The 26,461-nt window shown below is 56.3% G+C and carries 26 protein-coding genes and 1 tRNA gene; 15 read left to right on the forward strand and 12 right to left on the reverse strand.

Going from position 1 to position 26,461, the window contains the following annotated elements; all coding sequences use genetic code 11:
* Positions 1 to 173: 173 nt before the first annotated feature.
* Both yahO and ACOTX4_RS05595 read right to left on the reverse strand, forming a co-directional pair.
* Positions 174 to 449 (reverse strand): DUF1471 family periplasmic protein YahO, encoded by a 276-nt coding sequence (yahO, locus tag ACOTX4_RS05590; RefSeq protein ID WP_003858898.1) that lies wholly within the window; start codon positions 447 to 449, stop codon positions 174 to 176.
* Positions 450 to 674: 225 nt separating this feature from the next.
* Positions 675 to 751, reverse strand: a tRNA-Arg gene (locus tag ACOTX4_RS05595).
* Positions 752 to 1,054: 303 nt separating this feature from the next.
* Between ACOTX4_RS05595 and ACOTX4_RS05600 the strand changes: the two genes are divergently transcribed.
* From ACOTX4_RS05600 to fimZ, 3 genes are all read left to right on the forward strand, one after another.
* Positions 1,055 to 1,717 carry an EAL domain-containing protein gene (locus tag ACOTX4_RS05600; RefSeq protein ID WP_045330287.1) on the forward strand — a complete coding sequence of 221 codons (663 nt, stop codon included), beginning with the start codon at positions 1,055 to 1,057 and terminating at the stop codon, positions 1,715 to 1,717.
* Positions 1,718 to 1,741: 24 nt separating this feature from the next.
* Positions 1,742 to 2,458: a helix-turn-helix transcriptional regulator gene (locus ACOTX4_RS05605; RefSeq protein ID WP_045330167.1), complete on the forward strand. Its 717-nt coding sequence runs from the start codon at positions 1,742 to 1,744 to the stop codon at positions 2,456 to 2,458.
* A gap of 809 nt (positions 2,459 to 3,267) precedes the next feature.
* A complete protein-coding gene (fimZ, locus tag ACOTX4_RS05610) occupies positions 3,268 to 3,900 on the forward strand; it encodes a fimbria biosynthesis transcriptional regulator FimZ (protein WP_003858901.1) in 633 nt (210 codons plus the stop codon).
* A gap of 50 nt (positions 3,901 to 3,950) precedes the next feature.
* On the opposite strand, the gene sfmF is transcribed toward fimZ, so the two are convergent.
* The 6 genes from sfmF to fimA form a co-directional block, all read right to left on the reverse strand.
* Positions 3,951 to 4,472 (reverse strand): fimbria assembly protein, encoded by a 522-nt coding sequence (sfmF, locus tag ACOTX4_RS05615; RefSeq protein ID WP_003858902.1) that lies wholly within the window; start codon positions 4,470 to 4,472, stop codon positions 3,951 to 3,953.
* A gap of 9 nt (positions 4,473 to 4,481) precedes the next feature.
* A complete protein-coding gene (gene fimH / locus ACOTX4_RS05620) occupies positions 4,482 to 5,489 on the reverse strand; it encodes a type 1 fimbria D-mannose specific adhesin FimH (RefSeq protein ID WP_003858903.1) in 1,008 nt (335 codons plus the stop codon).
* Entirely contained in the window at positions 5,482 to 8,040 is a 2,559-nt protein-coding gene (locus ACOTX4_RS05625) for a fimbrial biogenesis usher protein (protein ID WP_045330173.1), read from the reverse strand. The genes fimH and ACOTX4_RS05625 overlap by 8 nt, the downstream gene beginning before the upstream one ends.
* Before the next feature lie 14 nt (positions 8,041 to 8,054).
* Positions 8,055 to 8,747, reverse strand: coding sequence for a type 1 fimbria chaperone FimC (fimC, locus tag ACOTX4_RS05630; protein WP_022650522.1), 693 nt, complete (start codon positions 8,745 to 8,747; stop codon positions 8,055 to 8,057).
* A gap of 34 nt (positions 8,748 to 8,781) precedes the next feature.
* Positions 8,782 to 9,324 carry a type 1 fimbrial protein subunit FimI gene (gene fimI, locus ACOTX4_RS05635; RefSeq protein WP_003858910.1) on the reverse strand — a complete coding sequence of 181 codons (543 nt, stop codon included), beginning with the start codon at positions 9,322 to 9,324 and terminating at the stop codon, positions 8,782 to 8,784.
* Positions 9,325 to 9,393: 69 nt separating this feature from the next.
* Positions 9,394 to 9,957, reverse strand: a complete 564-nt coding sequence (gene fimA / locus ACOTX4_RS05640; RefSeq protein WP_003858911.1) for a type 1 fimbrial major subunit FimA — start codon at positions 9,955 to 9,957, stop codon at positions 9,394 to 9,396.
* Between the two features lie 310 nt (positions 9,958 to 10,267).
* Between fimA and folD the strand changes: the two genes are divergently transcribed.
* From folD to ACOTX4_RS05665, 5 genes are all read left to right on the forward strand, one after another.
* Complete coding sequence (folD, locus tag ACOTX4_RS05645; protein ID WP_006809817.1) at positions 10,268 to 11,134, forward strand: bifunctional methylenetetrahydrofolate dehydrogenase/methenyltetrahydrofolate cyclohydrolase FolD; 867 nt, start codon at positions 10,268 to 10,270, stop codon at positions 11,132 to 11,134.
* A 2-nt stretch (positions 11,135 to 11,136) separates the two neighbouring features.
* Positions 11,137 to 11,349, forward strand: coding sequence for a ribosome-associated protein YbcJ (ybcJ, locus tag ACOTX4_RS05650; RefSeq protein ID WP_022650521.1), 213 nt, complete (start codon positions 11,137 to 11,139; stop codon positions 11,347 to 11,349).
* Positions 11,350 to 11,582: 233 nt separating this feature from the next.
* Positions 11,583 to 13,082 (forward strand): PTS transporter subunit EIIC, encoded by a 1,500-nt coding sequence (locus tag ACOTX4_RS05655; protein WP_003858916.1) that lies wholly within the window; start codon positions 11,583 to 11,585, stop codon positions 13,080 to 13,082.
* Between the two features lie 83 nt (positions 13,083 to 13,165).
* Entirely contained in the window at positions 13,166 to 14,182 is a 1,017-nt protein-coding gene (malI, locus tag ACOTX4_RS05660; RefSeq protein WP_022650520.1) for a Mal regulon transcriptional regulator MalI, read from the forward strand.
* A 73-nt stretch (positions 14,183 to 14,255) separates the two neighbouring features.
* Positions 14,256 to 14,783, forward strand: coding sequence for a metal-dependent hydrolase (locus ACOTX4_RS05665; RefSeq protein WP_023324258.1), 528 nt, complete (start codon positions 14,256 to 14,258; stop codon positions 14,781 to 14,783).
* Between the two features lie 88 nt (positions 14,784 to 14,871).
* Here the strand turns inward: ACOTX4_RS05665 and cysS are convergent, their stop codons facing one another.
* A complete protein-coding gene (gene cysS, locus ACOTX4_RS05670; protein ID WP_022650518.1) occupies positions 14,872 to 16,257 on the reverse strand; it encodes a cysteine--tRNA ligase in 1,386 nt (461 codons plus the stop codon).
* A gap of 175 nt (positions 16,258 to 16,432) precedes the next feature.
* On the opposite strand from cysS, the gene ppiB reads away from it, so the two are divergent.
* The 5 genes from ppiB to mnmH all read left to right on the forward strand — a co-directional run bounded on the left by ppiB (position 16,433) and on the right by mnmH (position 20,500).
* Positions 16,433 to 16,927, forward strand: coding sequence for a peptidylprolyl isomerase B (ppiB, locus tag ACOTX4_RS05675; protein ID WP_000256009.1), 495 nt, complete (start codon positions 16,433 to 16,435; stop codon positions 16,925 to 16,927).
* Positions 16,928 to 16,930: 3 nt separating this feature from the next.
* Positions 16,931 to 17,653: a UDP-2,3-diacylglucosamine diphosphatase gene (gene lpxH / locus ACOTX4_RS05680; RefSeq protein ID WP_022650517.1), complete on the forward strand. Its 723-nt coding sequence runs from the start codon at positions 16,931 to 16,933 to the stop codon at positions 17,651 to 17,653.
* A gap of 118 nt (positions 17,654 to 17,771) precedes the next feature.
* Entirely contained in the window at positions 17,772 to 18,281 is a 510-nt protein-coding gene (purE, locus tag ACOTX4_RS05685) for a 5-(carboxyamino)imidazole ribonucleotide mutase (RefSeq protein ID WP_421635360.1), read from the forward strand.
* Positions 18,278 to 19,345, forward strand: coding sequence for a 5-(carboxyamino)imidazole ribonucleotide synthase (purK, locus tag ACOTX4_RS05690; protein ID WP_003858922.1), 1,068 nt, complete (start codon positions 18,278 to 18,280; stop codon positions 19,343 to 19,345). Before purE ends, purK begins: the two co-directional genes overlap by 4 nt.
* 84 nt (positions 19,346 to 19,429) lie before the next feature.
* A complete protein-coding gene (mnmH, locus tag ACOTX4_RS05695) occupies positions 19,430 to 20,500 on the forward strand; it encodes a tRNA 2-selenouridine(34) synthase MnmH (RefSeq protein WP_045330185.1) in 1,071 nt (356 codons plus the stop codon).
* 125 nt (positions 20,501 to 20,625) lie between these two features.
* Here the strand turns inward: mnmH and ACOTX4_RS05700 are convergent, their stop codons facing one another.
* The 3 genes from ACOTX4_RS05700 to ybbA all read right to left on the reverse strand — a co-directional run bounded on the left by ACOTX4_RS05700 (position 20,626) and on the right by ybbA (position 25,051).
* Positions 20,626 to 21,771, reverse strand: a complete 1,146-nt coding sequence (locus tag ACOTX4_RS05700; RefSeq protein ID WP_022650515.1) for a porin — start codon at positions 21,769 to 21,771, stop codon at positions 20,626 to 20,628.
* A gap of 194 nt (positions 21,772 to 21,965) precedes the next feature.
* Entirely contained in the window at positions 21,966 to 24,368 is a 2,403-nt protein-coding gene (gene ybbP, locus ACOTX4_RS05705; protein ID WP_045330187.1) for a putative ABC transporter permease subunit YbbP, read from the reverse strand.
* A complete protein-coding gene (gene ybbA / locus ACOTX4_RS05710) occupies positions 24,365 to 25,051 on the reverse strand; it encodes a putative ABC transporter ATP-binding protein YbbA (RefSeq protein ID WP_023315548.1) in 687 nt (228 codons plus the stop codon). The genes ybbP and ybbA overlap by 4 nt, the downstream gene beginning before the upstream one ends.
* Here ybbA and tesA point away from each other — a divergent pair.
* On the forward strand, positions 25,022 to 25,654 hold the full coding sequence (gene tesA / locus ACOTX4_RS05715; protein WP_003858933.1) for a multifunctional acyl-CoA thioesterase I/protease I/lysophospholipase L1: 633 nt from the start codon (positions 25,022 to 25,024) through the stop codon (positions 25,652 to 25,654). The two genes, ybbA and tesA, sit on opposite strands and share 30 nt — an antisense overlap.
* Positions 25,635 to 26,444, forward strand: coding sequence for an SDR family oxidoreductase (locus ACOTX4_RS05720; RefSeq protein WP_006809829.1), 810 nt, complete (start codon positions 25,635 to 25,637; stop codon positions 26,442 to 26,444). The genes tesA and ACOTX4_RS05720 overlap by 20 nt, the downstream gene beginning before the upstream one ends.
* The last annotated feature ends 17 nt before the right edge of the window (positions 26,445 to 26,461 follow it).

Here is a 26,461-nt window from a genome sequence, read left to right on the forward strand (position 1 = left end):
TGACCCGTTGTCGGGCCTTAAAAGTTATTAAAAGAAATGCAAATGAGAACTATACGCATTATGTATACGTAATCAAGTGTCAACGGCCTCTCTGAGCGAGAAGCGGCAAGAAACAATGTTGGGAGGGAGGTAGGGCGCGCAACCACCCCGAAACAGGGGTGGTTACTAAGGTATTATTTTTTCTTGTAAATATCGGCGGTGCCGTGAATTTTGTTGTTTGTATTACCGGAAGTCAGCACCAGTACATCAGCACCTTCTTTATCGGCCTTTTCGACCAGCTCTTTTTTCGCATCGTCGACAGAGACTTCGTTAGCCGTGCTCACGGTACCGATTTTTTCATACTGAGACTCAACTTTCTCAAACTCGTTTTTCGTCAGCAGTTCAGCCGCAAAGGTATTGGTGGTAAACAGAAATGCAGCGCCCATCAAAATAGCAGTCGTTTTTTTCATAACCTTTTTCCTTGAGATTAATCAGCAACTACAAAAAGCCCCACGAGTGAGAGTGAGGTGATATGAGCATGGTAGAGGAATAATAAAATTGCCACAGCGTAAGAAAAATACTGTTATAACAGTCAATTGTGCTGTCAAAAATGTGCGTTAACGCTACTTTCGCGATGGGTGTTTCATGAAGAAAATCAGGCTGGCTTGAAACTGGCGTAAGCGCCTGTTTTTAAATGGCACGCCCTGTAGGATTCGAACCTACGACCTACGGCTTAGAAGGCCGTTGCTCTATCCAACTGAGCTAAGGGCGCACGGAGAAGAGTGTACTTCGCGGTGGTGAAACGCCTGGAATTATACGGTCAATGCGTAGTGAGTCAATGCCTTTTCCGCCTTCTCTGGCGATAATGACTAGCTGATTGTAAATACGGCTGTTTTTTCAACATTTATCCCTCTTTTACGGGCTGCGAAAAGGCTTAGCCGCTTTTAAGTAACGCCTGCTGTTTTCCTGTTTACTTCACCTTCACACTGTCCTGCGGTATCCCGGCCGCCTGGAGGCTGGAAGTGAACAGGACGACGGAGTGACAGCGCCAGAGCAGACAGGTTTTCCCTCGTGCGTGCAGCACATCTCACACGACATTACAGGCATTAAGCTTGAACCTATTGTCGCCCTCTCCTCTTCACGCGCGGTGGGGGCCGAAGTGCTCAGCGTGCTGTCGCCGCATCAGCAAAGCGAAAGCTTTTTCCAGGACTGGTCAGCCACCCGGGCGCTTGTTTTGCTGGAAGCACAGATCGCCGCGTTAAAAAACCCCTTCCCTTGTGACAACCTTTTCATAAATTTGCCGATAACCGTTCTGACCATACCGGAAATGTTCCAGCGTTTACTGCAACTTAACAGCCCACCGCTGAACATTGAACTCGTGGAACCTGCCTCGTTCTTTTCACTCTCAGACCCGGTACGTCAGAGGGTGAGTTGTGCGCTTCAGCAGTTGACCGCGCGGGGACACCGGATCTGGCTGGATGATATTGATGAAGCGTCAGGGCAAGCATTTTTATCCTGTCGCCTGCCGTTAAGCGGAATAAAAATCGATAAGATCGCTTTCTGGCGTTTACGTGAAACGCCGGCGCTGACACAGCTGGTCACCCTTTGTTCAAAAATTGCTGCAAATGTGCTTATTGAAGGCATTGAAACAGAACGGGACCGTACATGCGCGCTTCATGCTGGCGCGCGCTTCGGTCAGGGATATTATTGGCCATCCTGGAGATGGCAGGAGGACTGAACGGTCATCGCCAAGAGGGAAGCTATGCGAATGACAGTACGCCGTTACCGGCGTCGTCGGACAGGAAGTGATTCACTGGGTTCTACGCACTCGCCTTTTGCTCTCCCATTTTTTGATCGTCTCGAATATTTGAGCCAGTCAATCAACCAGACCCGCAAAACCGATGCTCCCTTTATCATTCTGGTCACACAGGATAATTATTTCCGTTCCGGTTTTCTGAGCGGGCAGTCGCCCCTGAGCAATTGCTGCGACTATTCCACGCTGGATGCCGCTCTCAGTGATTTAAATCACTGGCCTTCATCGCGTCTGGTAGTTGACATTGAAAGCCGCGCCTCGCCGCTCATTGACCTGCTGGACCGATTACGCCGCCACAGCCTGTTCGCCCCCTACCTGACACCCTACCTGCTCGTCCGCGCCGATGATTATGATGCTCGCCTGTTTTGTAAAGCGGCTGGCCCTTTTCATGTGCTTGAACGCCAGCTTACGGCGTTGGGTATGCAACAAACCTTGCTGGAAGCACCGGCACCCGCCGGCAACCGCAAAGAGTGGTTTTCACGGGATGAATGGCCGATCTTACAGGCGCTGTCGCAGGGTAGCTCCTTGCGTCAGATCGCGCAGTTACAGAACCGCCCATATAGCCGCATTATTTACCGTCTCAGCTGCATCCTGGCGAAACTTGGACTGAATCATCGTCATGAGTTGCTACATCTTCTCAACAACCTCTCAGATTTCACGTATTAACGTATTCAGTAACTTCTTAATTCCTAAAGATCTTTAGGAAATTACTTAGGAAACATGTTAAATTTTTGTGTTTTTTAACAAAACTTTCGATTTTATAACTATTCCTAATTCTTGACCTTAAACCATGCGAAATGCTGCTGGTACGCTCAACGAGAGTGATTTTATCCATGCGTTAAGGTTCTGGCGCTTCCGTTAACAGGATGATAATGGTGTAAAAACAAGCGATTTACCTGTAAAAGAATGCGATGAGAGGTGAAGAAAACAGCAGATAGTGCTGTTCTGTTGTTGGGAACGGCAATTTGCCAGGAGACGTTTGAAACGGAGAGATGACGCACGAAATGGCGGATTTCAGGGATGGCGGGCAGGCGGGATGCTGGTTGTCACAGCCCGCTCACTGTTAACATTCATTTAACATACAGTAAAATCGTTTATTTTTTGTTATTACATAAAGATGAAAGTGTGTGGTAAATGCAATATCAGGACATTTTTGCTAATTTTAAAAAGTTAGTGATTCAGATCCAGAACATAATAATCAGCAATATATGGATATTAATTTACAGGCTTTTCGGACAATACTTAAACGGTATAATAAGACGTGTTTGACACGCGAATAAGAAAAATCATTTTGCCATAACCAGCCTTATGAGATAACTGCGCTGAGGCATTGATATCACCACTACGTAAACAAGGATGCTTTCGCTCTTCCCAGGGACATTTACCGTACAAGGATCTGCGCAATTATCCTTCCGGCTTTTCGAGAGTTTTAACAAAACTCAGCATAACGCTTTTAACAATCTGAGGCATAAAAAATGAAACCGGCATCCGTTATCATTATGGACGAACACCCTATCGTCAGAATGTCGATAGAAGTCCTGCTACAGAAAAATAAAAACATCCAGGTCAAACTGAAGTCAGGCGACAGCCACGAAGTGCTTGACTGTATACGCAACCACCCCATTGACCTGGTCATTCTCGATATTGAAATGACGGGCACGGATGGGTTCGTATTACTGAAAAGAATCAGGAACTTAAATAAAGACATTAAGGTTCTTTTCCTCTCTTCAAAATCTGAAGCCTTCTACGCAGGACGCGCCATCCGCGCCGGGGCAAATGGTTTTGTCAGTAAGCGAAAAGATCTGGGGGAAATTTATAACGCGGTGGAAATGATACTGACGGGCTATTCTTTCTTCCCTTCAGAAACATTAAGTTTTATAAACCATCTGGGGTCGCGGACGGGCGCCGCTGTGGATATGCCATTATCGAATCGTGAAGTGACGGTTCTGAGATATCTGGCGAACGGATTATCTAATAAGGAGATTGCGGATCAATTATTACTTAGCAACAAAACAATTAGTGCCCATAAGTCTAATATCTTTTCCAAGCTGGGCGTGCAAAGTATCGTTGAATTAATTGATTACGCGAAAGCGCACGAATTACTGTAATCCCTCTCTCTCCCTGCAACATATAATCGTCACAGGGAGAGTGGATACGATTAATTATAATTGATCATGAACGTTGCATCGGCGTCAGCCCGGCCCGGCTGCGGATTATCCGCCGTGGCGATATAATTGGCATAAAACGACAGTTCTGCATTTCCCTGCGCATCCACCGCCACCGTCTGGCTGGCCTGCTGCAACGCGAGGCGCGTTTTATCCCGGTCAAGGATCTCCACGGCCACGTTGCTGGCCGCGCTGGCATCATTCAGCGCCAGCAGGCTGTTATCATGCCCGTCCATCTTCCCCGTAAATGTGACCGAAGCTGCCCCCGGCGGGCATCCGGTCAGCTTCATGGTGAACGGCACAGGCTGCGTCCGGCTCCCCGTTGTGCGGAGCTGTTTCGTGGGCCAGGTGCCGAGCGTGACGGTTTTATTGCTGTCGTCCCCCTCCGCCACGCAGGTAAAATCCACGATATTGCCGTAGAGCTGAATGTTAATTTCCCCAAGCGCCGTCTCTGCGTGTGCAGGGGAGCAAAGCGCAAAGAGCGCGACGGCTAAATACCGTATTCCGTTTCGCATATCTGCTCCTTAGTCGTAGTCGACGCGTAAATAGCCGCGAGAGGTAAAACGCCCCTCGGCAGGTTTTTTACCGGTCACGCTGACGGGCCACGCGCGGATCCCCACCTGTGCCTGAGCGCTGTCGTCCAGACGGAACGGGATTTTGCTGGTCAGGTTGTTGGGCGTCAGCGGCACGCCATTACTGTTGGCAATCACAAAACCCACATCCGCGTTATCGGAAACCAGCGTACTGCCTGAAACCTTCTCCGCTTCAACACGCATCGTGAGCATGGCGTTCGCCTCGACGTTGGTGCATTTTATGCCGATGGTTTTGCTTTGCGCTGAGATCCCCTCCGGCTTATTCCCGATGCCCGCTTTACTGAACAGGGAGGCGCCGATGTCTCCGAAATCGAACTCCACCACATTCCCGGCATTAATTTCACAGCTCTGAGGCACCTGAATGGTCCCGCTGTAGCTGATGGTATAAACCGGCGTGGTGAGCGGATCCGAGGAGGTCGTGGTGACGTAAACCCGGAACATGGTCGCCCGGGGGATCACCACCATATTAATAAAGCGTCGGGTCACCTTAAGCCGGAAGACGAGGCTGGAATCCTGTACACCAAACGGTTTGTTTTTAGACACGTTCGGATGGCTCCCCATCTGAATGTACTTTCTGGGTGGATAGAAGGTGCCAGCGTAGCTGTCGGTGATTTTCATCGCTCCGTCCAGATAGTCGTTAAGCTTCAGATACTGGTAGCCATCGCTGGTGCCCGTGACCGGGAAATCGGTAACATAGCTGCGCTTGGTGGTGTTCCCGGACGTTCCCTTAGGACAGACGGCGTTAACACCCACCCACTGAGACTTCTCGCTGAGTGTGACAATCTGCCCCACCTGGTTATTGGAGCTGTTGAATTTATCCGTCAGGTCGTAATACACCTCCGTCGGCACGCCATTTTCATTGACGCAGACGGTGGCGAACGCCTGAGATAGCGGCAAAAATGCCAGCAGGGATAGCCCCAGATAATGGATTTTATTCACAGCGGATCCCCTTAAGTGTGATCGCCTGTTGCAGGCTCTGTTCTGGCAGGCTGTAGGGCGCACGACACTGGGACTGCTTCCCGTCTCCCCACTGAATCAGCAGCTCCCCGCTCAGTGGCAGCCCGCTCAGGTAAATCTGACCGTCATCTCCCACCATGCTGGTTACGCCGCTCTGCGTCTCACGCACCACCGCCCCAAACGGCACAGGCTGGTTATCACGCTTAACGGTGAGCAACGCGCGCACGCCGATGCGGGTGTCAAAACTGGCGCGCACCAGCGCACCGTTCGTCGGCACGACGCTGGAAACGTTATTTTCAATGTCGGTGTTGTTGCTCATGGTGTTAGTGTCGAGCGCCACGCGGTTGTAACGGTACACCGTGGCGTACGGCATCACCGCATAGCCACGCCAGTCGGTTTTGACACCGGTCTGGTTTTCGACGCTCACGCCTGACGCGCCCGGCGCTTTGATCAAGACGTTGGTATCGCCCAGCGGCTGACTGAATGTGATGCCGTCTGAATGCCCTACCACACCGCCGGAAAGCTGCCAGTTGAGGTCGTGCTGATCCCGCGTGTAGTTGTAGCCCACGCCCAGCGTACCGTACGTTGCCTGCCAGTTAGCGCTGGCGCTGCCGCTGGCACCGTTATTGCTGGTGTGGCCCTGCGTAACGCTGTAGTTCAGGTTACGATCTTTTAGCAGCGTTCCGCTGATCCCGGTCTGCCAGCTGGTATCACCGTCGCTGTTACGGCTGGCAGAGGCCGTGGCATAGGCCCGGTCGATCGCGTTATCGCGACGGTAGCCGTGACGGGTGAACAGGCTGAACGGGACGGAGACGTTGAACGAGGCGATCCGGTCGGTTCCATCAATGCCGACGGCCTTGTTCCACGACCAGGATAAGGCGTAGCTGACCCCTTTCACCCCGCCCGCGTAGCCGAGCTGATACCAGACGTTGGATTCGCTGGTGCCCCAGTAATTTTGCTGGCTGCCCGACACGTACACCGAGCCGTAATCGCCAAGAGACTGGGAGATATTGAGCTGGAAACGCCCTTTTTTATTCAGCGTCAGGTTGTGATAGCTCTGCACGTCCGGCACGCCGTCATCGTCCTGATCGTCGCCATACTGGTAGCCTTCCATTGTGCGCCAGGCCACATCGTCGAGGGTGTAGAAGCCTTTGGTCGAGTAGCGATAGCCCAGCAGCTGAAAGTTGGTGCCGAATCCGTTAAGGGATTTTGCGTACAGGAACCGCAGGGACTGCCCTTCATGGCGGCTGTCATCGGCAAGCTGGCTGCGGGCATGGGTGAGATCAAGTGAAACCGCCCCCCAGTCACCGAGGTTTTTACCCGCGCCAATGGCGATGGCGGTATAGCGCGAGGCCAGCTGCGTTCCGCCGTACAGCGTGTAGCCGTCGGCAAGACCCGCAATCATCGTACCCTGAGTAAAGAACGGCGTGTCCTGCTCGCTGTTGCCGCTGCGATAGTCCCCTGCCACTAGATCGTATTTCCAGCGTCCTTCACGCTGGAGCAGCGGAACGGTGGAATACGGGACGGTGTAGCGCTGCTGGCTGCCGTCCTTCTCTTCCACCGTCACCTCCAGGTCACCGCTTGAGGAGGTCGGGTTAAGATCAGTTATCGCAAAAGCCCCCGGCTGCACATAGCTCTGGTAAATCACGTATCCGTTCTGGCGGATCACCACTTTGGCAGGGGTGCGGGCGATTCCGCGCACGGTAGGCGCGTAACCTTGCAGACTGTCCGGGTACATACTGTCGGACGAATAGAGGCGACCACCGCGAAAACCGACGCTGTCGAAGACATCGTTACCGGTGTTGCTGTCGCCAAGCACCAGCTCGCTTTTCAGCGGGATGATCGTACGCTGCGCCCAGGTACCAATATTTTGCCAGCTGCTGTGCCGCTGGCCGTTGCTTTCGGTATAACGCCACGCGCCGTTATTGCGTAATCGCCAGGCGCCATAGTTCAACCCGCTTTGCAGGTTCAGATAGTAGCTGTCGTCGTCGCTGCCCCGGTTGCCGGTAAAGCTGTAGTTCAGCAGCGCGGCAGGGATGCCTTCATCCCACTGTTCAGGCGGAATATATCCGCGGGCGCTGTTTTGCATCGCCACCTGAGGCAGGCTGACGTTCAGGCGCAACGAGGCGAAGTTGAACGCTGTTTCGCTGCCCGGAATCGCCGTGGTGAGCGGAACGCAGGTATCACCCTGCACGTTGCTCAGTTCCGGGAAGGCGGCGATATTGACGCCAAAGCGATCGAGCATCGCGCGCGTTATACACGGCGACAAACCGCCCGCGACCGGCGGCGTGTTGTCGGCTTGCTCAAACCGCACGTCCTGCGTGCCAATAAACTCATCGTTACGCCAGATATCGACGCGATAGACGCCCGGTGCCTGCTGGTGGCCTTTTTCAAAACGCGACAAATCCGCGACGTTCGCCGTGTCATCGGAGAGAAACGCCGGGTTAAAGTAGCTTTCGCCCCAGCCAGCGAGCGGCCAGAGCGTTGCCATCAGTGCCAGCGCAACCGGGCAGTAACGCCATTGAGTGTTCATCGCCCTGTCTCTGCTCACAGGCTGACGCTACGCGCCGGCGTAATGGCGCCATAGTCATTCACACTCTGCCAGGAGAGCGTGCCGCTCGTAGCGGCAGGCAGCACCTGCTGCGCCGAGCTTTTAGGAGCAACCATCAGGTTATCCAGCGTCTGTCCGCCGAGCTTCAGATTGACCAGCGTGACGTAATACGGTGAGGCATTGCTCACCTTAAGATGGTTGCCGACGCGCTCAAAGCGCAGCTGTGAGAGCGCCTCTTCCGGCGGCATCGCCAGGTTAGCCGGGCGAACAAACAGCTTGATACGTGACAGAATAGCCAGTTGCAGGACGTTGTTGCCGTCCTGATGTTTTTTGCTGACGGAGGGAATCGCTTTGACGTTCATGTAAAAGAGCGATTCGCGATCGGCAGGCAGCGCCGGGCCTGCGTAGATAATGCGCAGGGTGTTTTCGCTGGCCGGCTCGCTGACAAACAGCGGCGGCGTGACGGCAAAGGTTTTTTCCTTTTGCCCGTTGGCATTTTCTATCCACGCGTTAATTAAATAGCGCTCTTGTTTATTGCTGTTGGTGATCGCCAGCGACGTTTGTTTGGCATCGGCCGGATAAATAACGCGCGTCGCGCCCAGCGCAATTCCGCCGGACGCATTCGCGCTGGCAGAAACCATCATCAAAATAAAAGATAAAAACAGTCCAGGTTTAATCAGGGTGTTCATCACAACCGTACCTTTAATAATTAGTTCGCAGGCGTCAGGGATAAATCAACGTAAACCAGACATTCGACTGAATAGTGCCTGGTACAAGGTGTTCGGAAATTGCCCGGTAGCGGGCGCTGAAATGAAATACCAGCTCGCGGGTGTTAATGGGTAACCAGCTCACCGCCGTCGCGTTCGGGATGATCTGACGTTGCTGTTCGTCAAAAAGCGCCAGCCCGACACCACTGCTGACCGCATTTTCCCCCGGCCGCGATGTCGCCAGGAAAACCTGCGGGTCTTCTGCCGGTGTCACTCCCTGGAACTGGATCCCCACGGTGCGGGAGACGTCCACGCTGCAATCCAGCAGACGTACGGTGAAAGGCACATTAACCGTGGAAAAGCTGCCGACGCCGGAAAAGGCGTTTGTGCGGTATTGCCCCATATCCACGCGCATATTCTGGCTGTCCGGAGCCACGGCGCAACCGCCGTTAACCAGCTCTCCCCTGAGGTGTACTTTGCCGCCGTCAATAACCACGGTATGTGCGTTTACCGCTGGGGCAATCGCAAGGGCGCACAGCAGTATCCCAGTCCTTGTCATCCTTCGCTCCCGGTATAGGCGATCAAAAGACCTCTTCCCTGAGGCCAGCCACATCCCTGTACTCAGGCATTACTCGTATTTCATTACGAATGTTGCGTCCGCGTTTGCCTGGCCTGGCTCGGTGGTCGCCGCCGTGGCTTTGTAGCGCGCGGTGAAGTTCAGGGTGTTAGTCCCTTCAATCAGGTTCTGCGCCGCAGAGAAGGTTGCGCCGTCCGGGGTCAGCGTGGAGGATTTGCTGTCGAGGATCTCAATACCTACGCCCTTCGCGGAGTTGTCGTTGTTACCGGAGCTTACCGCCAGCAGCGTTTTGTCGGTGGCGTCGATCTGGCCGGTAAACGCGACAGCAGCGGTTTTCGCTACCGCAGGATCGCAGTCGTTCAGTTCGATGGTGAACGGAATATTGGAGGTGGTGTCACCCACTTTAGTGAATTTCGCGGTACGGTACTGGCCAAGATTAACCGTCTGCTCTGAAGAGTCAGTATTCACTGAACACGCGGCATTCACTAACTCACCTTTAAAATGCACCGTACCACCGTTTACAGATACAGGCGCTACCGGATCTTCTGCGTGAGCGGCACCCGCGACCAGGGCCAGAGTTGCAATAACAGTAGAAGCAATGTTGCTGAGTTTCATGTCTATTCCTTTAAAATGTAAATAACCCTTCCCGCGCATATTCGGGAATAAGAAATACGTTCAATTAAAAAATTGAAGGCTTATTTCGGAGAGGACAAAGTAGCTCAGGAATCTATTTTGTAATATGTCAAAACGCTGCCATTTAGCCAGGTCACATCCTAATCACCTCTAAGAAATTGACCATGCCCTGAGAAGGGATTTTGCGGGACATCGATGAAATCTCGTAAAGGGTGACTGACAGCGGCGCTCGCTTCTGACAAAATACAGGCAATCCCCCCTTTCTAACGTTACAGACGGAATCTTCTCTCTGATGGCAGCAAAGATTATTGACGGTAAAACGATTGCGCAGCAGGTGCGCTCTGAGGTTGCGGAAAAAGTGAAGGCGCGTAAAGCCGCCGGATTTCGCGCCCCCGGGCTGGCCGTTGTGCTGGTTGGCAGCAACCCGGCTTCGCAAATTTATGTCGGCAGCAAACGCAAAGCGTGTGAAGAGGTGGGGTTCGTCTCCCGCTCTTACGATCTGCCGGAAACCACCAGCGAAGCGGAACTGCTGGAACTGATCGACACCCTGAATGCCGATAAAGAGATCGACGGCATCCTGGTTCAGCTGCCGCTGCCTGCGGGCATCGACAACGTGAAGGTGCTGGAGCGTATCGCGCCGGACAAAGACGTTGACGGTTTCCATCCGTATAACGTAGGCCGCCTGTGCCAGCGCGCGCCGCGCCTGCGTCCATGCACCCCGCGCGGCATCGTGACGCTGCTGGAGCGTTATAACATCGATACCTATGGCCTGAACGCCGTGGTGATTGGCGCCTCCAACATCGTGGGCCGTCCGATGAGCATGGAGCTGCTGCTGGCGGGCTGCACCACCACCGTCACCCACCGCTTCACTAAAAACCTGCGTCACCACGTCGAAAACGCCGATCTGCTGATCGTTGCGGTCGGCAAGCCGGGCTTTATTCCGGGCGAGTGGATCAAAGAGGGCGCAATCGTCGTGGACGTGGGTATTAATCGTCTGGAAAACGGCAAAGTGGTCGGCGACGTGGTGTATGAAGATGCCGCAGCGCGCGCATCCTATATTACTCCGGTCCCGGGCGGCGTTGGCCCGATGACGGTAGCAACACTGATTCAGAATACCTTGCAGGCGTGCGAGGAGTATCACGACGTAGAGGACGCGTAATCATGGCAACTTTTTCTTTAGGTAAACACCCGCACGTTGAGCTGTGCGATCTGCTGAAGCTGGAAGGCTGGAGCGAAAGCGGTGCGCAGGCGAAAATCGTCATCGCCGACGGACAGGTAACAGTAGACGGCGCGGTGGAAACCCGCAAGCGCTGCAAAATTGTCGCGGGTCAGACCGTGAGCTTCGCAGGTCAGAGCGTGACCGTGACGGCCTGAGCTGTCTGATGCCCTCACCCTAACCCTCTCCCACAGGGAGAGGGGATAAACATCCCCTCACACCCATCACGGTTAATTATCGATCAACTTCAAATAATCACTATTCCCTTTGGCGAAATGTGAAATTTAAGTTGCGCGATTTTCAGACTTTCCCCACGATAAGTAGAACGTTCTACTAAAACGTTCTACTTACAATAACAGCGCGAAAAAAGCGCTACTCGGGGGAAATCAGCATGAGCCTGATATCAGGGTTTGTTAAATCGCTGTCTAAGTTATCGATGATTGGTCGCGCCTTAATGCTGCCAATTTCACTGCTTCCCGCTGCGGGCCTGTTGCTGGCCTTCGGCGATAAGTTCCACCTGCCGCTGATGATGAACGCCGGCGGGGTTATCTTTGATAACCTGCCAATGCTCTTCGCCATCGGCTCTGCCGTCGGACTGGCTTCGGAATCCGGCATTGCCGCTCTCTCTGCGGCGGTCTCCGTGTTTGTCACTAACATCACCATCAGCACCGTGCTGAGCATTACGCCGGAAATGGCATCCCAGGGCGGGAAATACGCCATGGTCGTCGGCATTCCGACGTTACAGATGGGCGTCTTTGGCGGCCTGATCTGCGGTATTCTTGCGGCCTGGTGTTACAACCGCTTCCACACCATGCAGCTGCCGGAATTCCTCGGCTTCTTCTCCGGCAAGCGCTTTGTGGCGATTGCGACGGCGTTTCTGTCGTTCCTGCTCGGCCTGCTGCTGCCGTACGTCTGGCAGCATATTCAGTCCGGCATCGACGCCCTGTCCGTGGTGGTGAACGGCGATAACCAGGCGGCCTCGACCTTTATCTTCGGGCTAGTGGAGCGCGCGCTGATCCCGCTCGGCCTGCACCACATCTGGTATCCCTCCTTCTGGTATTCGTTCGGGGATTACACTACCCAGGCGGGTCAGGTGATCCACGGCGACCAGACCATCTGGTTCAAGATGCTGGAAGAGGGAGTGAAATCCTTCAGCAGCGACACCTACCAGAACGCCGGGAAATTCATGCAGGGCGAGTTCCCGCTGATGCTGTTCGCACTGCCCGCGGCGTGTCTGGCGATGTACCACGAAGCGCACACGAAGAATAAGAAAATCGCGGCCGGTATTCTCTTCTCCGCCGCCCTCACCTGCTTCCTGACGGGCATCACCGAGCCGGTAGAGTTCACCTTTATCTTCGTGGCGCCGATCCTTTACGTCTTCAACGCCATCATGGCAGGCCTGGCGTACATGACCATGTACCTGCTGCATGCGCATATCGCCAAGTCGTTCTCGGCGGGCTTTATCGACTACCTGTCGTTCGGGATCCTGCCGTCGTTTAACGGCTATCAGACCAACTTCCTGAGCGCCATTATCATCGGCATTCCGATGGCATTAATCTACTACTTCACCTTCCGCTTCGTGATCCGCCGTTTCGACGTGAAAACGCCGGGCCGCACCGAAGTGACCGCCAGCGCGAATGACAAGTCCGATTCCGAACTTGCCACCGAAATCATCGGCCTGCTGGGCGGTGCGCAGAACATTGATTCCGTCGGCTCCTGCATCACGCGTCTGCGTCTGGAAGTGGCGAAGAGCGAAGCGGTGGACCGGGACGGGCTGAACGGGCTTGGCGCGCGCGGCGTGGTGTTCGTGGGCGATAACGGGATACAGGTGATTTTCGGGGCCAGAGCACAGTTTATCGCCCAGACGATGTCTACGATGATTGGCAAATAATAAGATGCCTGAAGGAGGCGTCTCCTGTACGCTGGGGGTCGCCTCTTATCTGGCTGATAATCGGTAAATTTCAGGGAGCGGTTTTGAAGAAAGTCAGCATTATTGATGTCGCAAAGCATGCGGGCGTGTCGGTTTCTACCGTTTCGCTGGTGCTGCGCCAGAAAGGGAAGATCTCAGAGGCGACGATCGGGAAGGTCAATGCCGCCATCACAACGCTGGGCTATGTTCATAACGTCGCCGCTGCCAATCTTCGCGCCAACACCTCCAACTTAATCGGCCTGATCCTGCGCGACTTCAGCGACAGCTTTTCCATCAAGGTGATGGCGAGTATCGTTCAGGAGCTGGAGAAGCAGGGTTATATGGTTTTTCTCGGTCAGCCGCTGAATGACGGCGAACATCTTGAGCGTACCCTGCTCTCGTTTAAGCAGCAGGGCGTGGCGGGCGTCATCTACCTGGCGTCGGACACCCGCACCGCCTCTCTCCCGGAACACATTCGCCACTGCCCGCTGCCGCTTGTGGCGGTTTCGCAGTCGTTGCTGGAAGAGAAATGCAATCTGGTGATGCGCGATAACCGCCAGGCGGCGAACCTGGCCGCGCGTTATCTTATCGAACGCGGGCACCGCACCATCGCCTATATTGGCGGGCGCGACGGGTGCCGTATCCGCGAGCAGCGCCTGCTCGGTTTTCGCAGCGCGATGACGCAGAACGGTCTGATCTGGCGTGAGGAATATTCTCCAGCCTGCACCGATGACACGCAGGCGGCGGCCATGGCGACTCGCCAGCTGCTGGAGAAGAACAACACGATTACCGCCCTGCTCTGCCATTCACCGGACGCGATGATCGGTTCGATCTCAGGTATTCACCAGGTGGGGCGCACGGTGGGTAAAGACGTGTTTTTAACCCAGCAGGTGGCGCTGATTGGTTTTGAAGATATGCTCCACGTTAATCTCACGTCGCCGTCACTGACTTACGTTTCGTCTGCCAGCGAAGAGACCGGCCGCCAGGCGGCAGGGCTGATGATCCGCAGGCTGAAAGAGCCGGACCTGCAAACGCAGCGCATAACCCTCTCCGGGCAGCTTATCGCGCGGGAATCGGCGTAAAATCAGAATTTAGCATGGGTCTTTTAGCGCGAGATGACTGCTATATTTCCATGATTTGCCATGGATAAATGCAATGCCTACCGTTATCACCCACGCTGCCGTACCTCTGTGTCTGGGCTTAGGGCTCGGAACCAACGTCATCCCACCCCGCCTGCTGTTTGCCGGGATCGTCCTCGCCATGCTGCCCGATGCCGACGTACTGGCGTTTAAATTCGGTGTTGCCTACGGGAATATTTTCGGCCATCGCGGTTTCACTCATTCGCTACTGTTTGCCCTGGTGGTGCCGATACTCTGCGTGCTGGCAGGCCGACGATGGTTCAGGGCCAGCGTGATGCGCTGCTGGCTGTTTTTAACCGTGTCATTGCTGTCGCACAGCCTGCTGGATTCGATCACCACCGGCGGGAAAGGCGTCGGCTGGCTGTGGCCGTGGTCAGATGAGCGCTTCTTTGCGCCGTGGCAGGTGATCAAGGTCGCGCCGTTTGCGCTGTCGCGCTATACCACGCCATACGGGCATGAGGTCATTATCTCAGAACTGCTGTGGGTGTGGCTGCCGGGGATGGTGCTGATGGGGATGTTATGGTGGAGAAAACGTGCGCGCTGATGCCCTCACCCGGCCCTCTCCCACGTGGAGAGGGGGAAAACCTAACAATTCCCTCTCCCTGTGGGAGAGGGTTAGAGTGAGGAGAAAATTACTTACGACGCCAGGTGGTTCCCTGCGGGCCATCTTCCAGAATAATGCCCATCTCGGTCAGACGGTTACGCGCCGCATCCGCCGCCGCCCAGTCTTTCGCCTGACGCGCTTCCAGACGCGCTTTAATTAGTGCTTCAATTTCCGCCACTTCGCCGTCGTCCGCCTGCGCGCCGCTTTGCAGGAACACATCCGGCTCCTGCTCCAGCAGGCCGAGCACGGAAGAGAGCTTACGCAGATGAGACGCCAGCGCATTGGCCGCCGCCATATCTTCTGACTTCAGGCGGTTCACCTCACGCGCCATGTCGAACAGCACGGAGTAGGCTTCCGGGGTGTTGAAGTCGTCGTTCATCACCTCAACGAAGCGGGCTTCGAACGCCTCGCCGCCTGCGGCTGGAACAGACTTGTCGGTGCCGCGCAGTGCGGTATACAGACGCTCCAGCGCAGCGCGCGCCTGCTTCAGGTTCTCTTCGCTGTAGTTCAGCTGGCTGCGATAGTGGCCAGACATCAGGAAGTAACGCACGGTTTCCGCGTCGTAATACTTCAGCACGTCGCGCACGGTGAAGAAGTTACCCAGCGATTTCGACATCTTCTCGCGGTCAACCATCACCATCCCGGAGTGCATCCAGTAGTTCACGTACTCGCCGCCGTGAGCACAGGTGGACTGCGCGATTTCGTTTTCGTGGTGCGGGAACATCAGATCCGAACCGCCGCCGTGGATGTCGAAATGGTTGCCCAGCTGCTTGCAGTTCATCGCGGAACATTCAATGTGCCAGCCCGGACGCCCTTCGCCCCACGGTGATGGCCAGCTTGGTTCGCCCGCTTTGGACATCTTCCACAGCACGAAGTCCATCGGATTACGCTTCACGTCAACCACGTCCACGCGCGCACCGGCCTGGAGCTGGTCCAGATCCTGGCGGGAAAGCGCACCGTAGGTTGGGTCCGTCGGCACCGAGAACATCACATCGCCGTTGTCCGCCACATAGGCGTGACCGCGCTCGATCAGCTTTTGGGTGATATCAATGATTTCATGGATATGGTGGGTCGCACGCGGCTCGCTGTCCGGGCGCAGAATATTTAAGGCGTCAAAATCCTTGTGCATTTCGGCGATCATGCGATCCACCAGCGCGACAAAGCTTTCGCCATTTTCATTAGCACGTTTAATGATTTTGTCGTCGATGTCGGTGATATTGCGCACATACTTCAGGTTGTAGCCCAGGAAGCGCAGGTAGCGTGACACCACGTCGAACGCGACAAAGGTACGGCCATGGCCGATGTGACAGAGATCGTAAACCGTAATACCACACACGTACATGCCGACTTCCCCGGCATGGATAGGTTTAAATTCCTCTTTTTGGCGCGTCATTGTATTAAAGATTTTTAACATCGAAGATTCCATGTAAACACGTGTGTGGATTGTTTGTTCCTTATAATACCCATAATTCGGAGTACGGTCAGCACACAATGCAAGGTGATCGTGTCCTGTGGTTATGCTATAACAAGCCCCTATATGTGACCCGAGCACGGGTCGACGCACCACAATAACGGAACAGGATGCAAAAATGGTTACTTTCCACACTAATCATGGCGATATCGTAATCAAAACCTTTGATGACAAAGCGCCTGAAACAGTTAAAAACTTCCTGGACTACTGCCGCGAAGGTTTCTACAACAACACTATTTTCCACCGTGTGATCAACGGCTTTATGATCCAGGGCGGCGGTTTCGAGCCTGGCATGCGCCAGAAAGAGACGAAAGAAGCGATCAAAAACGAAGCGAACAACGGCCTGAAAAACACCCGTGGTACGCTGGCAATGGCCCGTACTCAGGCGCCACATTCTGCAACCGCACAGTTCTTCATCAACGTAGCGGACAACGACTTCCTGAACTTCTCTGGCGAAAGTCTGCAAGGCTGGGGCTACTGCGTATTCGCAGAAGTGGTTGAAGGGATGGACGTGGTCGACAAGATCAAAGCCGTTTCTACTGGCCGCAGCGGTATGCACCAGGACGTTCCTAAAGAAGACGTTGTGATTACAAGCGTGACCGTCAGCGAGTAATTCGTGGCGACACTCTTTATTGCGGATCTGCATCTGCAAACAGAAGAACCGGCGATAACCGCCGGTTTTCTGCGTTTTTTACGCGGTGAAGCGAAAAACGCCGACGCGCTGTACATTCTGGGCGACCTGTTTGAGGCCTGGATTGGCGACGACGATCCGAACCCGCTGCACCGTGAGATGGCTGCGGCCATTAAAACGCTGGTGGATTCCGGCGTCCCCTGCTATTTCATTCACGGCAACCGTGATTTCCTGATCGGCCAGCGCTACGCCCGCGAGAGCGGCATGACGCTGCTGCCGGAAGAGCAGGTGCTAAACCTCTATGGCCGCAATATTCTGATCATGCACGGCGACACGCTCTGCACTGACGATACCGGCTACCTGGCGTTTCGCGCCAAAGTTCACACCCCGTGGATCCAAAAAGTGTTCCTCGCCCTGCCGCTGTTTATTCGCAACCGCATCGCCGCCAGAATGCGCGCGGGCAGCAAGGCCGCCAACAGCAGCAAATCGATGACCATCATGGACGTCAACCCGCAGGCGGTGGTGAAGGTGATGGAGAAGCATCGCGTTCAGTGGCTGATCCATGGCCATACCCATCGTCCCGATGTTCATTCCCTTATCGCCAACGGCGAGCCCGCCCATCGCGTGGTTTTAGGGGCCTGGCACAGCGAAGGATCGATGGTCAAAGTCACGCCGGAAGGTGTTGAACTGATCGCCTTCCCGTTTTAACCCTCCCCGTCTTTTCGCCCATTTCCCGACCACGCAACCGTTTTCCTTGCCGGTATTACATGCTATTCTCTGTGCCCTCGAAAGCAGTGTGTTCCGCACCACAGGAGTTTTAAGACGCATGTCTTCCCGCAATAATCCGGCGCGTGTCGCCATCGTGATGGGGTCCAAAAGCGACTGGGCTACCATGCAGTTCGCCGCCGAAATCTTTGAAATCCTGAATGTTCCGCACCACGTCGAAGTGGTTTCCGCGCACCGTACGCCGGATAAACTGTTCAGCTTCGCCGAAAGCGCCGAAGAGAACGGTTACGCGGTGATCATTGCCGGTGCGGGCGGCGCAGCACATCTGCCGGGCATGATTGCCGCCAAAACGCTGGTGCCGGTACTGGGTGTTCCTGTGCAAAGCGCCGCGTTAAGCGGGGTTGATAGCCTTTACTCTATCGTCCAGATGCCGCGCGGTATTCCTGTCGGTACGCTGGCGATTGGTAAAGCGGGTGCGGCAAATGCCGCCCTGCTGGCCGCGCAGATCCTGGCGACGCATGATAAAGAGTTACATCAGCGTCTGGCGGAGTGGCGTAAAGCCCAGACCGACGAGGTGCTGGATAACCCGGATCCGCGGGGTGCAGCATGAAGCAGGTTTGCGTTCTTGGTAATGGTCAGCTTGGCCGGATGCTGCGTCAGGCCGGTGAGCCGCTGGGTATTGCCGTCTGGCCCGTCGGGCTGGATGCCGAGCCGGAAGCCGTGCCGTTCCACCAGAGCGTGATCACCGCCGAAATTGAACGCTGGCCGGAAACCGCCCTGACCCGCGAGCTGGCGCGCCATAACGCCTTTGTAAACCGCGACGTGTTTCCGATCATTGCCGACCGCCTGACGCAAAAGCAGCTGTTCGACAAGCTCGGCCTCGCGACCGCGCCGTGGCAGCTGCTTTCCGATAAGCGCGAGTGGGATGACGTTTTTGCGATGCTGGGAGACCTGGCGATTGTGAAGCGTCGCGTCGGCGGCTACGACGGCCGCGGGCAGTGGCGCCTGCGCGCGAACGACACCGCCGAGCTGCCGGATGACTGCTACGGCGAGTGCATCGTTGAGCAGGGCATTAACTTTAGCGGTGAAGTGTCGCTGGTTGGCGCGCGCGGGCATGACGGGCACACCGTTTTTTACCCGCTAACGCATAACCTGCATCAGGACGGGATTCTGCGCACCAGCGTCGCCTTCCCGCAGGCCAATGCTGACCAGCAGGCGCAGGCGGAAGAAATGCTCTCTGCCATCATGCATGAGCTGGGCTATGTGGGCGTAATGGCGATGGAGTGTTTCGTCACGCCGTCGGGTCTGCTGATCAACGAACTTGCGCCGCGCGTGCACAACAGCGGTCACTGGACGCAAAACGGCGCCTCCATCAGCCAGTTCGAGCTGCACCTGCGCGCCATCACTGACCTGCCGCTGCCGCAGCCGGTGGTGACCAGCCCGTCGGTGATGATCAACCTGATCGGCACCGATCTGAACTACAACTGGCTGAAGCTGCCGCTGGTGCACCTGCACTGGTACGACAAAGAGGTACGTCCGGGGCGTAAGGTCGGCCACCTGAACCTGAACGATACCGACACGGACCGCCTGAGCGCTACGCTGGAAGCGATTGTTCCCCTGCTGCCGCCAGAATACGCGAGCGGCATTGTCTGGGCGCAGTCAAAACTGAAGTAAGTATCCCCCGCCGGGGAGTTGACCTTCCCCTTCCCCGGCGTACAATTCCCGCCCATTGCTGCTCAGTTTTCTTCTGGAATCACCATGAACGATGGAACGGACTATCGCGCGATCCTCGCGTCCGATACCCCTTTAATCGACGTTCGCGCGCCGATCGAATTTGCCCAGGGTGCGATGCCCGCCGCACTCAACCTGCCCTTAATGAACGACGACGAGCGTGCCGCCGTCGGCACCTGCTATAAACGCCAGGGTCCGGACGCCGCGCTGGCGCTCGGCCATAGCCTGGTCAACGGCGAGACGCGAGAGGCGCGCATCAACGCCTGGCGGGAAGCCAGCCTGGCCCATCCTGAGGGCTACCTTTGCTGCGCGCGCGGTGGCCAGCGCTCACACATCTCCCAGGCCTGGCTGAAAGAGGCGGGAATCGATTATCCGCTGATCCGCGGCGGCTATAAGGCCCTGCGTCAGACGGCGATTCAGGTGACCATTGAGCAGTCACAAAAACCGATGGTGCTTATCGGCGGCTGTACCGGAAACGGTAAAACGCTGCTGGTTAAGCAGCATGCGCAGGGCATCGATCTGGAAGGGCTGGCGCACCATCGCGGCTCATCATTTGGTCGCACGCTCACCCCGCAGCTTTCCCAGGCCAGTTTTGAAAATCACCTTGCCGTCGAACTGCTAAAAAAAGACGCCGCGCGCTGGGTGCTGGAAGATGAAGGCCGGATGATTGGCTCTAACCACCTGCCGGAATGCCTGCGCGACCGCATGGTTGACGCCCCTGTCGTTGTCGTCGAAGACCCCTTTGAAGACCGCCTGGAGCGCCTGCGCGAAGAGTATTTCGACCATATGTGGGCCGATTTTTCTGCTGCCTACGGCGAGAAAGCGGGCTGGAAAGCGTATAGCGAATATCTGCATCACGGCCTGTACGCCATTCGTCGCCGTCTGGGGCTGCAACGCTTCGCGGAATTTACCGCCCTGCTGGATGCCGCGCTTGTCGAGCAACAGCGTACTGGCAGCACTGACGCGCACTTCAGCTGGCTTGTGCCGCTGCTGAAGGATTATTACGACCCGATGTACGGCTATCAGCTGGAGAAAAAGGCGGAGAAGATTGTGTATCGCGGGACGTACGAAGAAATTGCTGAATGGCTCGATCGCTGAAAAATAAAGCCGGGTGGCGAGGTAAAAGCAAAACGGCAACCTGGGTTGCCGTTTTTAATGTTTTTTCCCTCTCCCCGTGGGAGAGGGTCAGGGTGAGGGCATCAGGCCGCACCCTACATGACAACTTAGAAGTCGTAACGCAGACGCACCAGGTTCATGTCGCCCAGGTTGTCGGTGCTGGAGGTGAACACGTGTTCGTAATCCACGCGGAAACCGTAATCCAGCTGGAAGCTGATACCCACACCGTTGTCGATGCGCTGGTAGTTACGGCCATTCACGTACTCGATACGGTCGCCCATGAAGTACGGCTGGATGGATTTCACCGCATACTGACCAACAGGGAACTTGTAACCCGCAAAGTATTCAATACCCCATGCATCACCGGCGAAGTAGTCGTTAACGGACACTTTTTTGGTGGTCAGGAAGTTTTGATACCAGCCGCCGCCTGCGGAGAAGGTCCAGTTATCCGGCGTCCAGCTCAGGGCGGTACCAAGGATGTTCTGGTCGTAGGATTTGCTGTCGCCGTTGTCCGGGTTACGCATGTCCGCGCGGGTGTAGTTCCACGCTGCGCCCCAGGTCAGATCGGTGGTCAGGTGATAATCGATACCCAGTGAACCGCCGCCTTTACGCTTGTAGCGCAGGCCGTTGCCCGGCAGGTATTCGCTGTCTTCAAACAGGTAAGAGGCGTAGATGTCAGCATCGCCCACGGTTTTCTTGTACTTCAGCATCTGGCGTGAACGGTAAGAGCCGTCGTAGTCGCCATTAATCCCGTTACCTGGCGCCTGACCAATCATGTCGTAGTCCCAGATATCGGTTTTTGCGCCCACCACGTCATAGTACACGCTGTTCTGCTGGCCGAAGGTCAGCGTACCCCAGGTGTCGCTCTTCAGACCGGTGTAGAGCATACGGCGTGAAGTATCGTGCGCGCCGTCGGCGTAGTGGTTATCCCAGTTAAACTGCGCCGGAATGTTCACACCCAGCTCGTAGTAAGTGATCCAGCTGATGTCATCGAACAGGTAGTAGTCTGCCGCGAAACGGAAGCGGGTACCGCCGTCAAAGCCGTTGCGCTTGTAGCCGTTTTTGCCGTCATCGCCGGTCATGTTCTGGAACTGAGGACGAATACTACCGCCAACGGTGAAGTTCAGGCGGCTCAGCGGGTTACCCGCCTGCGGATCCTGTTTCAGAAGGGTGATTTCCGCCTGAGATGCGAAAGAAGCCAACGCCACTGCTGCGCCGATCGTTGTCGCCAGCGCTGTTTTTCTTATAGTCATTCTTTTTCCTTGATAGACACGCTGCTAAATATTTAGCTGGTGAATATTAACCGGAAAAATTCGGGCTGTGTGGGCGGGTTTTTAATGTTTTGTGCTACTAAATGCAGGGGCATTAACGATTTGTGCCGTTAAGCAATGACGCACCAGCAGAAATGCCGGTGCGTCATCATCACGTCAGTAAACTAGCTGACAAACTAGCGGAATAGCGCTTTACCTTTCAACAGCCGGGATCCGAGCCAGCCGCCGCACAGGGACAGCAGCACGGCGCCGCAGACGGGCAGCGTGAGCCACAGCCGCCAGTCGGGCTCCCACGGGAAGTCGAAGACTTTGCTCTGGAGTACCGCCAGCGCCGTTTCCGCCCCGATGGCCGCCACCAGGCCCGCCACCAGCCCGAGCAGGGCAAATTCGCTCCACAGCGTGGCGCGCAGCAGCCGTTTACTGGCCCCCAGCGTGCGGTAGACAACCAGCTCCTGATGACGCTGACGCATGCCGACCTGCACCTGCGCCAGCAGCAGCAATATGCCACAGATCGTCACCAGCACCACCATCACCTCCAGCGCGCGGCTTACCTGCTCCAGCACCTGCCCGACCTGTTTAAGGATCGCGCCGATATCCAGCAGGCTCACCGTCGGAAATTCCCGGTTAAGCTGCGTCAGCATGCCGTTGCCGTTTTCCCAGCGGAAGCTGGTGAGCCAGCTCTGGGGCTGTCCGTCCAGCGCACCCGGCGGGAAGATGAAGAAGAAGTTTGGCCGCAGGCTTTCCCAGTCCACTTTACGCAGGCTGGTAACTTTGGCGGTGAAATCCTGGGTATCACCGGTGAAGGTCACGCTGTCGCCGAGGTTCACGTTCAGGCGTGTCGCCAGCCCCTCCTCCATCGACACTTCCCCCGCTTTCGGCGGCCAGGTGCCAGCAACGATCGGGTTATGGTCCGGACGTTTCGCCTGCCAGGTCAGGTTGAGTTCGCGGTTGAGCGATTCATCCTTATTTCCCTCCGTCGACTGGCCGTTGATCTGCGTCAGTCGGGCGCGCACGATCGGATAGAACGACTCGGGAATAATGTGATGCTCGGACAGGAAGCCCTTAAGCGGCGTCACCTGCTCGGGCGCGATGTTGATCAGGAAATAGTTCGGGCTTTCTGGCGGAAGCTGCTGCTGCCAGCGATCCAGCAGATCCCCGCGCAGCACCAGCAGAAGCGCCAGCAGCATAAACGACAGCGAAAATGCCGAGAGCTGGCTGAGGGTAGACCACGGCTGGTGCAGCAGTCGGTTAACCGCTAACCGTATGGGAAGTGATTTAACTGTCAGCTTTCTCAGCACATTAAGCAGTATCCAGCCCACTACGCCGCACAGCAGCGCCAGCACCACCGCGCCCGCCAGCACCGCCCACAGCAGCGTACTACCGCCCATCAGCCAGGCCAGCAGCCCGACCGCCACCGCAATAATCACCGGCAGGTAGAACTTCAGCGGCCAAACGCTGGCCACCACATCGCGGCGCAGCACGCGCAGCGGCTGGGTGGCGAGCAGCAGTCGGTACGGGCGTAACCCCACCAGCAGGGAGATCGTCGTCATCGCGCCGATTGCCCACAGCCACGGCCAGAGGCTGGCAGGCGGTAATGCGGCGGGCAGTACCGGTTTGAGCAGCACCATCAGCAGCTTTTCAAACAGCAGCCCTATCGCCCCGCCGGTCAGAGCCGACAGCGCCAGCACCATCAGCCACTGGCCGACAATCAGCTTGCGCAGTTGCGCGCGGCCCGCGCCGAGGGTTTTGAGGATCGCCACCAGATCGTAACGGCTGCGGCAGTAGTGCCCCATCGCCACGGCAACCGCCGCAATGGCTAGCAGCAGGGTTAACAGCGCCGACAGCAGCAGGAACTGCTGAGAACGCTCAAGAGATTTGCCGAGCGCCCCGTCATCCTGCTCCAGTCCGTACCAGCGGTGTTCCGGCTTGAGCTGCGGCAGGAGCCATTTTTCGTACGCCTCCAGTTGAGCGGGCGTTCCGCCAAACTTATACCGCCAGGTGACACGGCTTCCCGGCTGGACGGCGTGGGTTTTCGCCACATCCGCGGTGTTCATCAGCAGGCGCGGCGCAAGCTGGAACGGATTAAATCCGGAGTCGGGCTCCTGCACCACTTCCCCGGCAATTTTGAGTGTCGCGTCGCCGACGTCGATACTGTCGCCGGGTTTCAGGTTCAGCAGCGCCATCAGTCGCGATGCCAGCAGGACCGTACCGGCCGTCGGTTTTAGCCCCGGCGGGCTGGTTTGTAAGTCACCGTACATCGGGTAGATGTCATCCACGGCTTTTACGCTGGCAAGCTGCGGCGTGTCGCCCGCAAAGGTCATGGTCTGAAAGGTGATCTGCTCCCCTACTTTCAGCCCCTCTTTGCGCGCTTCCTCTATCCAGCCCGGCGGCACGGGGCGAGAACTTTGCAGAGCCCGGTCTCCGGCCATAAATTCCCGACTCTGCTGGCTAAGCCCTTTCTCCATACGATCGCTGACGCTACCGAGCGCCAGCACGCAGGCCACCGCCAGGCTCAACGCCAGCCAGACAATCAGCAGCGAGGGCGAGCGCCACTCGCGCCAGAACCAGCGGGCAATCATGCTTCCTCCTGAAGAATACCGTTCACCAGCCGCAGGCGGCGGTCGCAGCGGGCGGCCAGCTGCGGGTCGTGGGTAACCAGAATCAGCGTGGTGCCGTGCTCGCGGTTGAGGGAAAACAGCAGATCGGCAATTTTGTCCCCGGTTTTACGGTCGAGATTGCCCGTTGGCTCATCGGCAAACAGCACTTCCGGGCGCCCGTTAAACGCCCTGGCCAGCGCCACGCGCTGCTGCTCACCGCCGGAAAGCTGTGCCGGAAGGTGGTCGAGACGTTTTCCCAGCCCCAGCTGTTCCAGCAACGCCTTCGCGTGATCGCGGCTTTCACGGGTATTTTCACCGCGCAGCAGGCCAGGTAGCTCAACGTTTTCCAGCGCGTTCAGCGTCGGGATCAGCATGAATGACTGAAAGACAAACCCGATATGCCGGGCTCGCAGCGCGGCGCGGGCCTCTTCATCAAGCGCGTGGAGGGGCTGGCCGACCAGGTTCACTTCCCCACTGCTGCCATCGTCCAGACCGGCGAGAATGGCCAGCAGCGTGGACTTACCGGAACCGGATTCACCAATCAGGGCGATGGTTTCGGCACGTTTGACAACGAGTTCAACTCCGGTGAGGATGGAAAGCTCGTGTTCCCCCTGACCGACGGACTTCTTAAGACGATGAACTTCAACAATGTTTTCCGCTGGCATTTGCCCTTCCTGTTTTTGATGCTGATGACCTTCCGCGCGGCGGCTGCGGACACGTTATTGATTCTGGGCGACAGCCTGAGCGCGGGCTATCGTATGGCCGCCAGTGCGGCCTGGCCCGCCCTGCTCAATGATAAATGGCAGTCCCGGGCCTCTGTCGTGAACGGCAGCATCAGCGGCGATACGTCGCAGCAAGGCTTATCGCGCCTGCCTGCCCTGCTTAAGCAGCATCAACCGCGTTGGGTGCTGGTCGAACTGGGCGGTAATGATGGTTTGCGCGGCTTCCAGCCTCAGCAAACGGAGCAAACGCTGCGGACCATTTTGCAGACCATTAAGGCCGCCAATGCCCAGCCGCTGCTGATGCAAATTCGCCTGCCCGCTAACTACGGCCGTCGGTATAATGAGGCGTTTAGCGCGATCTATCCTAAGCTTGCCAAAGAGTTTGATATTCCGCTGCTGCCATTTTTCATGGAAGAGGTCTATCTGAAACCCCAGTGGATGCAGGATGATGGCATTCACCCCAATCGCGATGCCCAGCCGTTTATTGCCGACTGGATGGCAACCCGGCTGGCTCCTTTAGTAAAACATGACTCGTCAAACAGCTGAGAACCTGACAGGTAAAGTTATGCAAAAATCGGTCTTAATAACAGGATGTTCCAGCGGAATTGGCCTTGAAAGCGCCCTTGAACTGAAACGTCAGGGGTTTTGGGTGCTGGCAGCCTGCCGCAAACCCGAGGATGTCGAACGCATGCGAGGGCTGGGATTTACCGGCATTCTGCTGGATCTCGATTCGCCAGAGAGCGTAGAGCAGGCCGCCGATGAGGTTATCGCCCTGACCAACAACCGTCTTTACGGTCTGTTCAACAATGCGGGCTACGGCGTGTACGGCCCGCTACAGACTCTCTCACGGGAACAGCTGGAGCAGCAGTTCTCCGCAAACTTTTTCGGGGCGCATCAGCTTACCATGCGCCTTCTCCCGGCCATGCTGCCGCACGGCGAAGGGCGGATTGTCATGACCTCCTCGGTGATGGGCCTGATCTCCACGCCGGGCCGCGGGGCTTACGCTGCCAGTAAATATGCGCTTGAAGCCTGGTCCGATGCGTTGCGCATGGAGCTGCGCCACAGCGGTATTAAGGTCAGCCTGATTGAACCCGGCCCGATCCGCACCCGCTTTACGGAAAACGTTAACCAGACGCAGGCGGACAAACCGGTCGAAAATCCCGGCATCGCGGCGCGTTTTACGCTTGGGCCAGAAGCCGTCGTTGCCAAAGTGCGCCACGCGTTTGAGAGCGATACCCCTAAAATGCGCTATCCGGTCACGCTGGTGACCCATGCCGTCGGCTGGTTGAAACGCCTGCTGCCGGGGCGGATGATGGACAAAATTTTGCAGGGTTGAGTTGAAGCGACCACGCT

This window comes from Enterobacter cloacae complex sp. IR5459, from assembly GCF_049238005.1.
Taxonomy (GTDB): Bacteria; Pseudomonadota; Gammaproteobacteria; order Enterobacterales; family Enterobacteriaceae; genus Enterobacter; species Enterobacter hormaechei_C.

What these genes read in the sequence shown, in the direction of transcription:
- cysS (WP_022650518.1), bottom strand. Translation starts at nt 16,257, where the DNA reads ATGTTAAAAATCTTTAATACAATGACGCGCCAAAAAGAGGAATTTAAA.
- fimI (WP_003858910.1), bottom strand. Translation starts at nt 9,324, where the DNA reads ATGACAAGGACTGGGATACTGCTGTGCGCCCTTGCGATTGCCCCAGCG.
- tesA (WP_003858933.1), top strand. Translation starts at nt 25,022, where the DNA reads ATGAACTTCAACAATGTTTTCCGCTGGCATTTGCCCTTCCTGTTTTTG.
- purE (WP_421635360.1), top strand. Translation starts at nt 17,772, where the DNA reads ATGTCTTCCCGCAATAATCCGGCGCGTGTCGCCATCGTGATGGGGTCC.
- ybbA (WP_023315548.1), bottom strand. Translation starts at nt 25,051, where the DNA reads ATGCCAGCGGAAAACATTGTTGAAGTTCATCGTCTTAAGAAGTCCGTC.
- ACOTX4_RS05665 (WP_023324258.1), top strand. Translation starts at nt 14,256, where the DNA reads ATGCCTACCGTTATCACCCACGCTGCCGTACCTCTGTGTCTGGGCTTA.
- mnmH (WP_045330185.1), top strand. Translation starts at nt 19,430, where the DNA reads ATGAACGATGGAACGGACTATCGCGCGATCCTCGCGTCCGATACCCCT.
- purK (WP_003858922.1), top strand. Translation starts at nt 18,278, where the DNA reads ATGAAGCAGGTTTGCGTTCTTGGTAATGGTCAGCTTGGCCGGATGCTG.
- folD (WP_006809817.1), top strand. Translation starts at nt 10,268, where the DNA reads ATGGCAGCAAAGATTATTGACGGTAAAACGATTGCGCAGCAGGTGCGC.
- fimA (WP_003858911.1), bottom strand. Translation starts at nt 9,957, where the DNA reads ATGAAACTCAGCAACATTGCTTCTACTGTTATTGCAACTCTGGCCCTG.
- ACOTX4_RS05700 (WP_022650515.1), bottom strand. Translation starts at nt 21,771, where the DNA reads ATGACTATAAGAAAAACAGCGCTGGCGACAACGATCGGCGCAGCAGTG.
- ACOTX4_RS05655 (WP_003858916.1), top strand. Translation starts at nt 11,583, where the DNA reads ATGAGCCTGATATCAGGGTTTGTTAAATCGCTGTCTAAGTTATCGATG.
- ACOTX4_RS05720 (WP_006809829.1), top strand. Translation starts at nt 25,635, where the DNA reads ATGACTCGTCAAACAGCTGAGAACCTGACAGGTAAAGTTATGCAAAAA.
- ACOTX4_RS05625 (WP_045330173.1), bottom strand. Translation starts at nt 8,040, where the DNA reads ATGAACACTCAATGGCGTTACTGCCCGGTTGCGCTGGCACTGATGGCA.
- ybcJ (WP_022650521.1), top strand. Translation starts at nt 11,137, where the DNA reads ATGGCAACTTTTTCTTTAGGTAAACACCCGCACGTTGAGCTGTGCGAT.
- fimC (WP_022650522.1), bottom strand. Translation starts at nt 8,747, where the DNA reads ATGAACACCCTGATTAAACCTGGACTGTTTTTATCTTTTATTTTGATG.
- sfmF (WP_003858902.1), bottom strand. Translation starts at nt 4,472, where the DNA reads ATGCGAAACGGAATACGGTATTTAGCCGTCGCGCTCTTTGCGCTTTGC.
- ybbP (WP_045330187.1), bottom strand. Translation starts at nt 24,368, where the DNA reads ATGATTGCCCGCTGGTTCTGGCGCGAGTGGCGCTCGCCCTCGCTGCTG.
- fimZ (WP_003858901.1), top strand. Translation starts at nt 3,268, where the DNA reads ATGAAACCGGCATCCGTTATCATTATGGACGAACACCCTATCGTCAGA.
- yahO (WP_003858898.1), bottom strand. Translation starts at nt 449, where the DNA reads ATGAAAAAAACGACTGCTATTTTGATGGGCGCTGCATTTCTGTTTACC.
- ppiB (WP_000256009.1), top strand. Translation starts at nt 16,433, where the DNA reads ATGGTTACTTTCCACACTAATCATGGCGATATCGTAATCAAAACCTTT.
- ACOTX4_RS05605 (WP_045330167.1), top strand. Translation starts at nt 1,742, where the DNA reads ATGCGAATGACAGTACGCCGTTACCGGCGTCGTCGGACAGGAAGTGAT.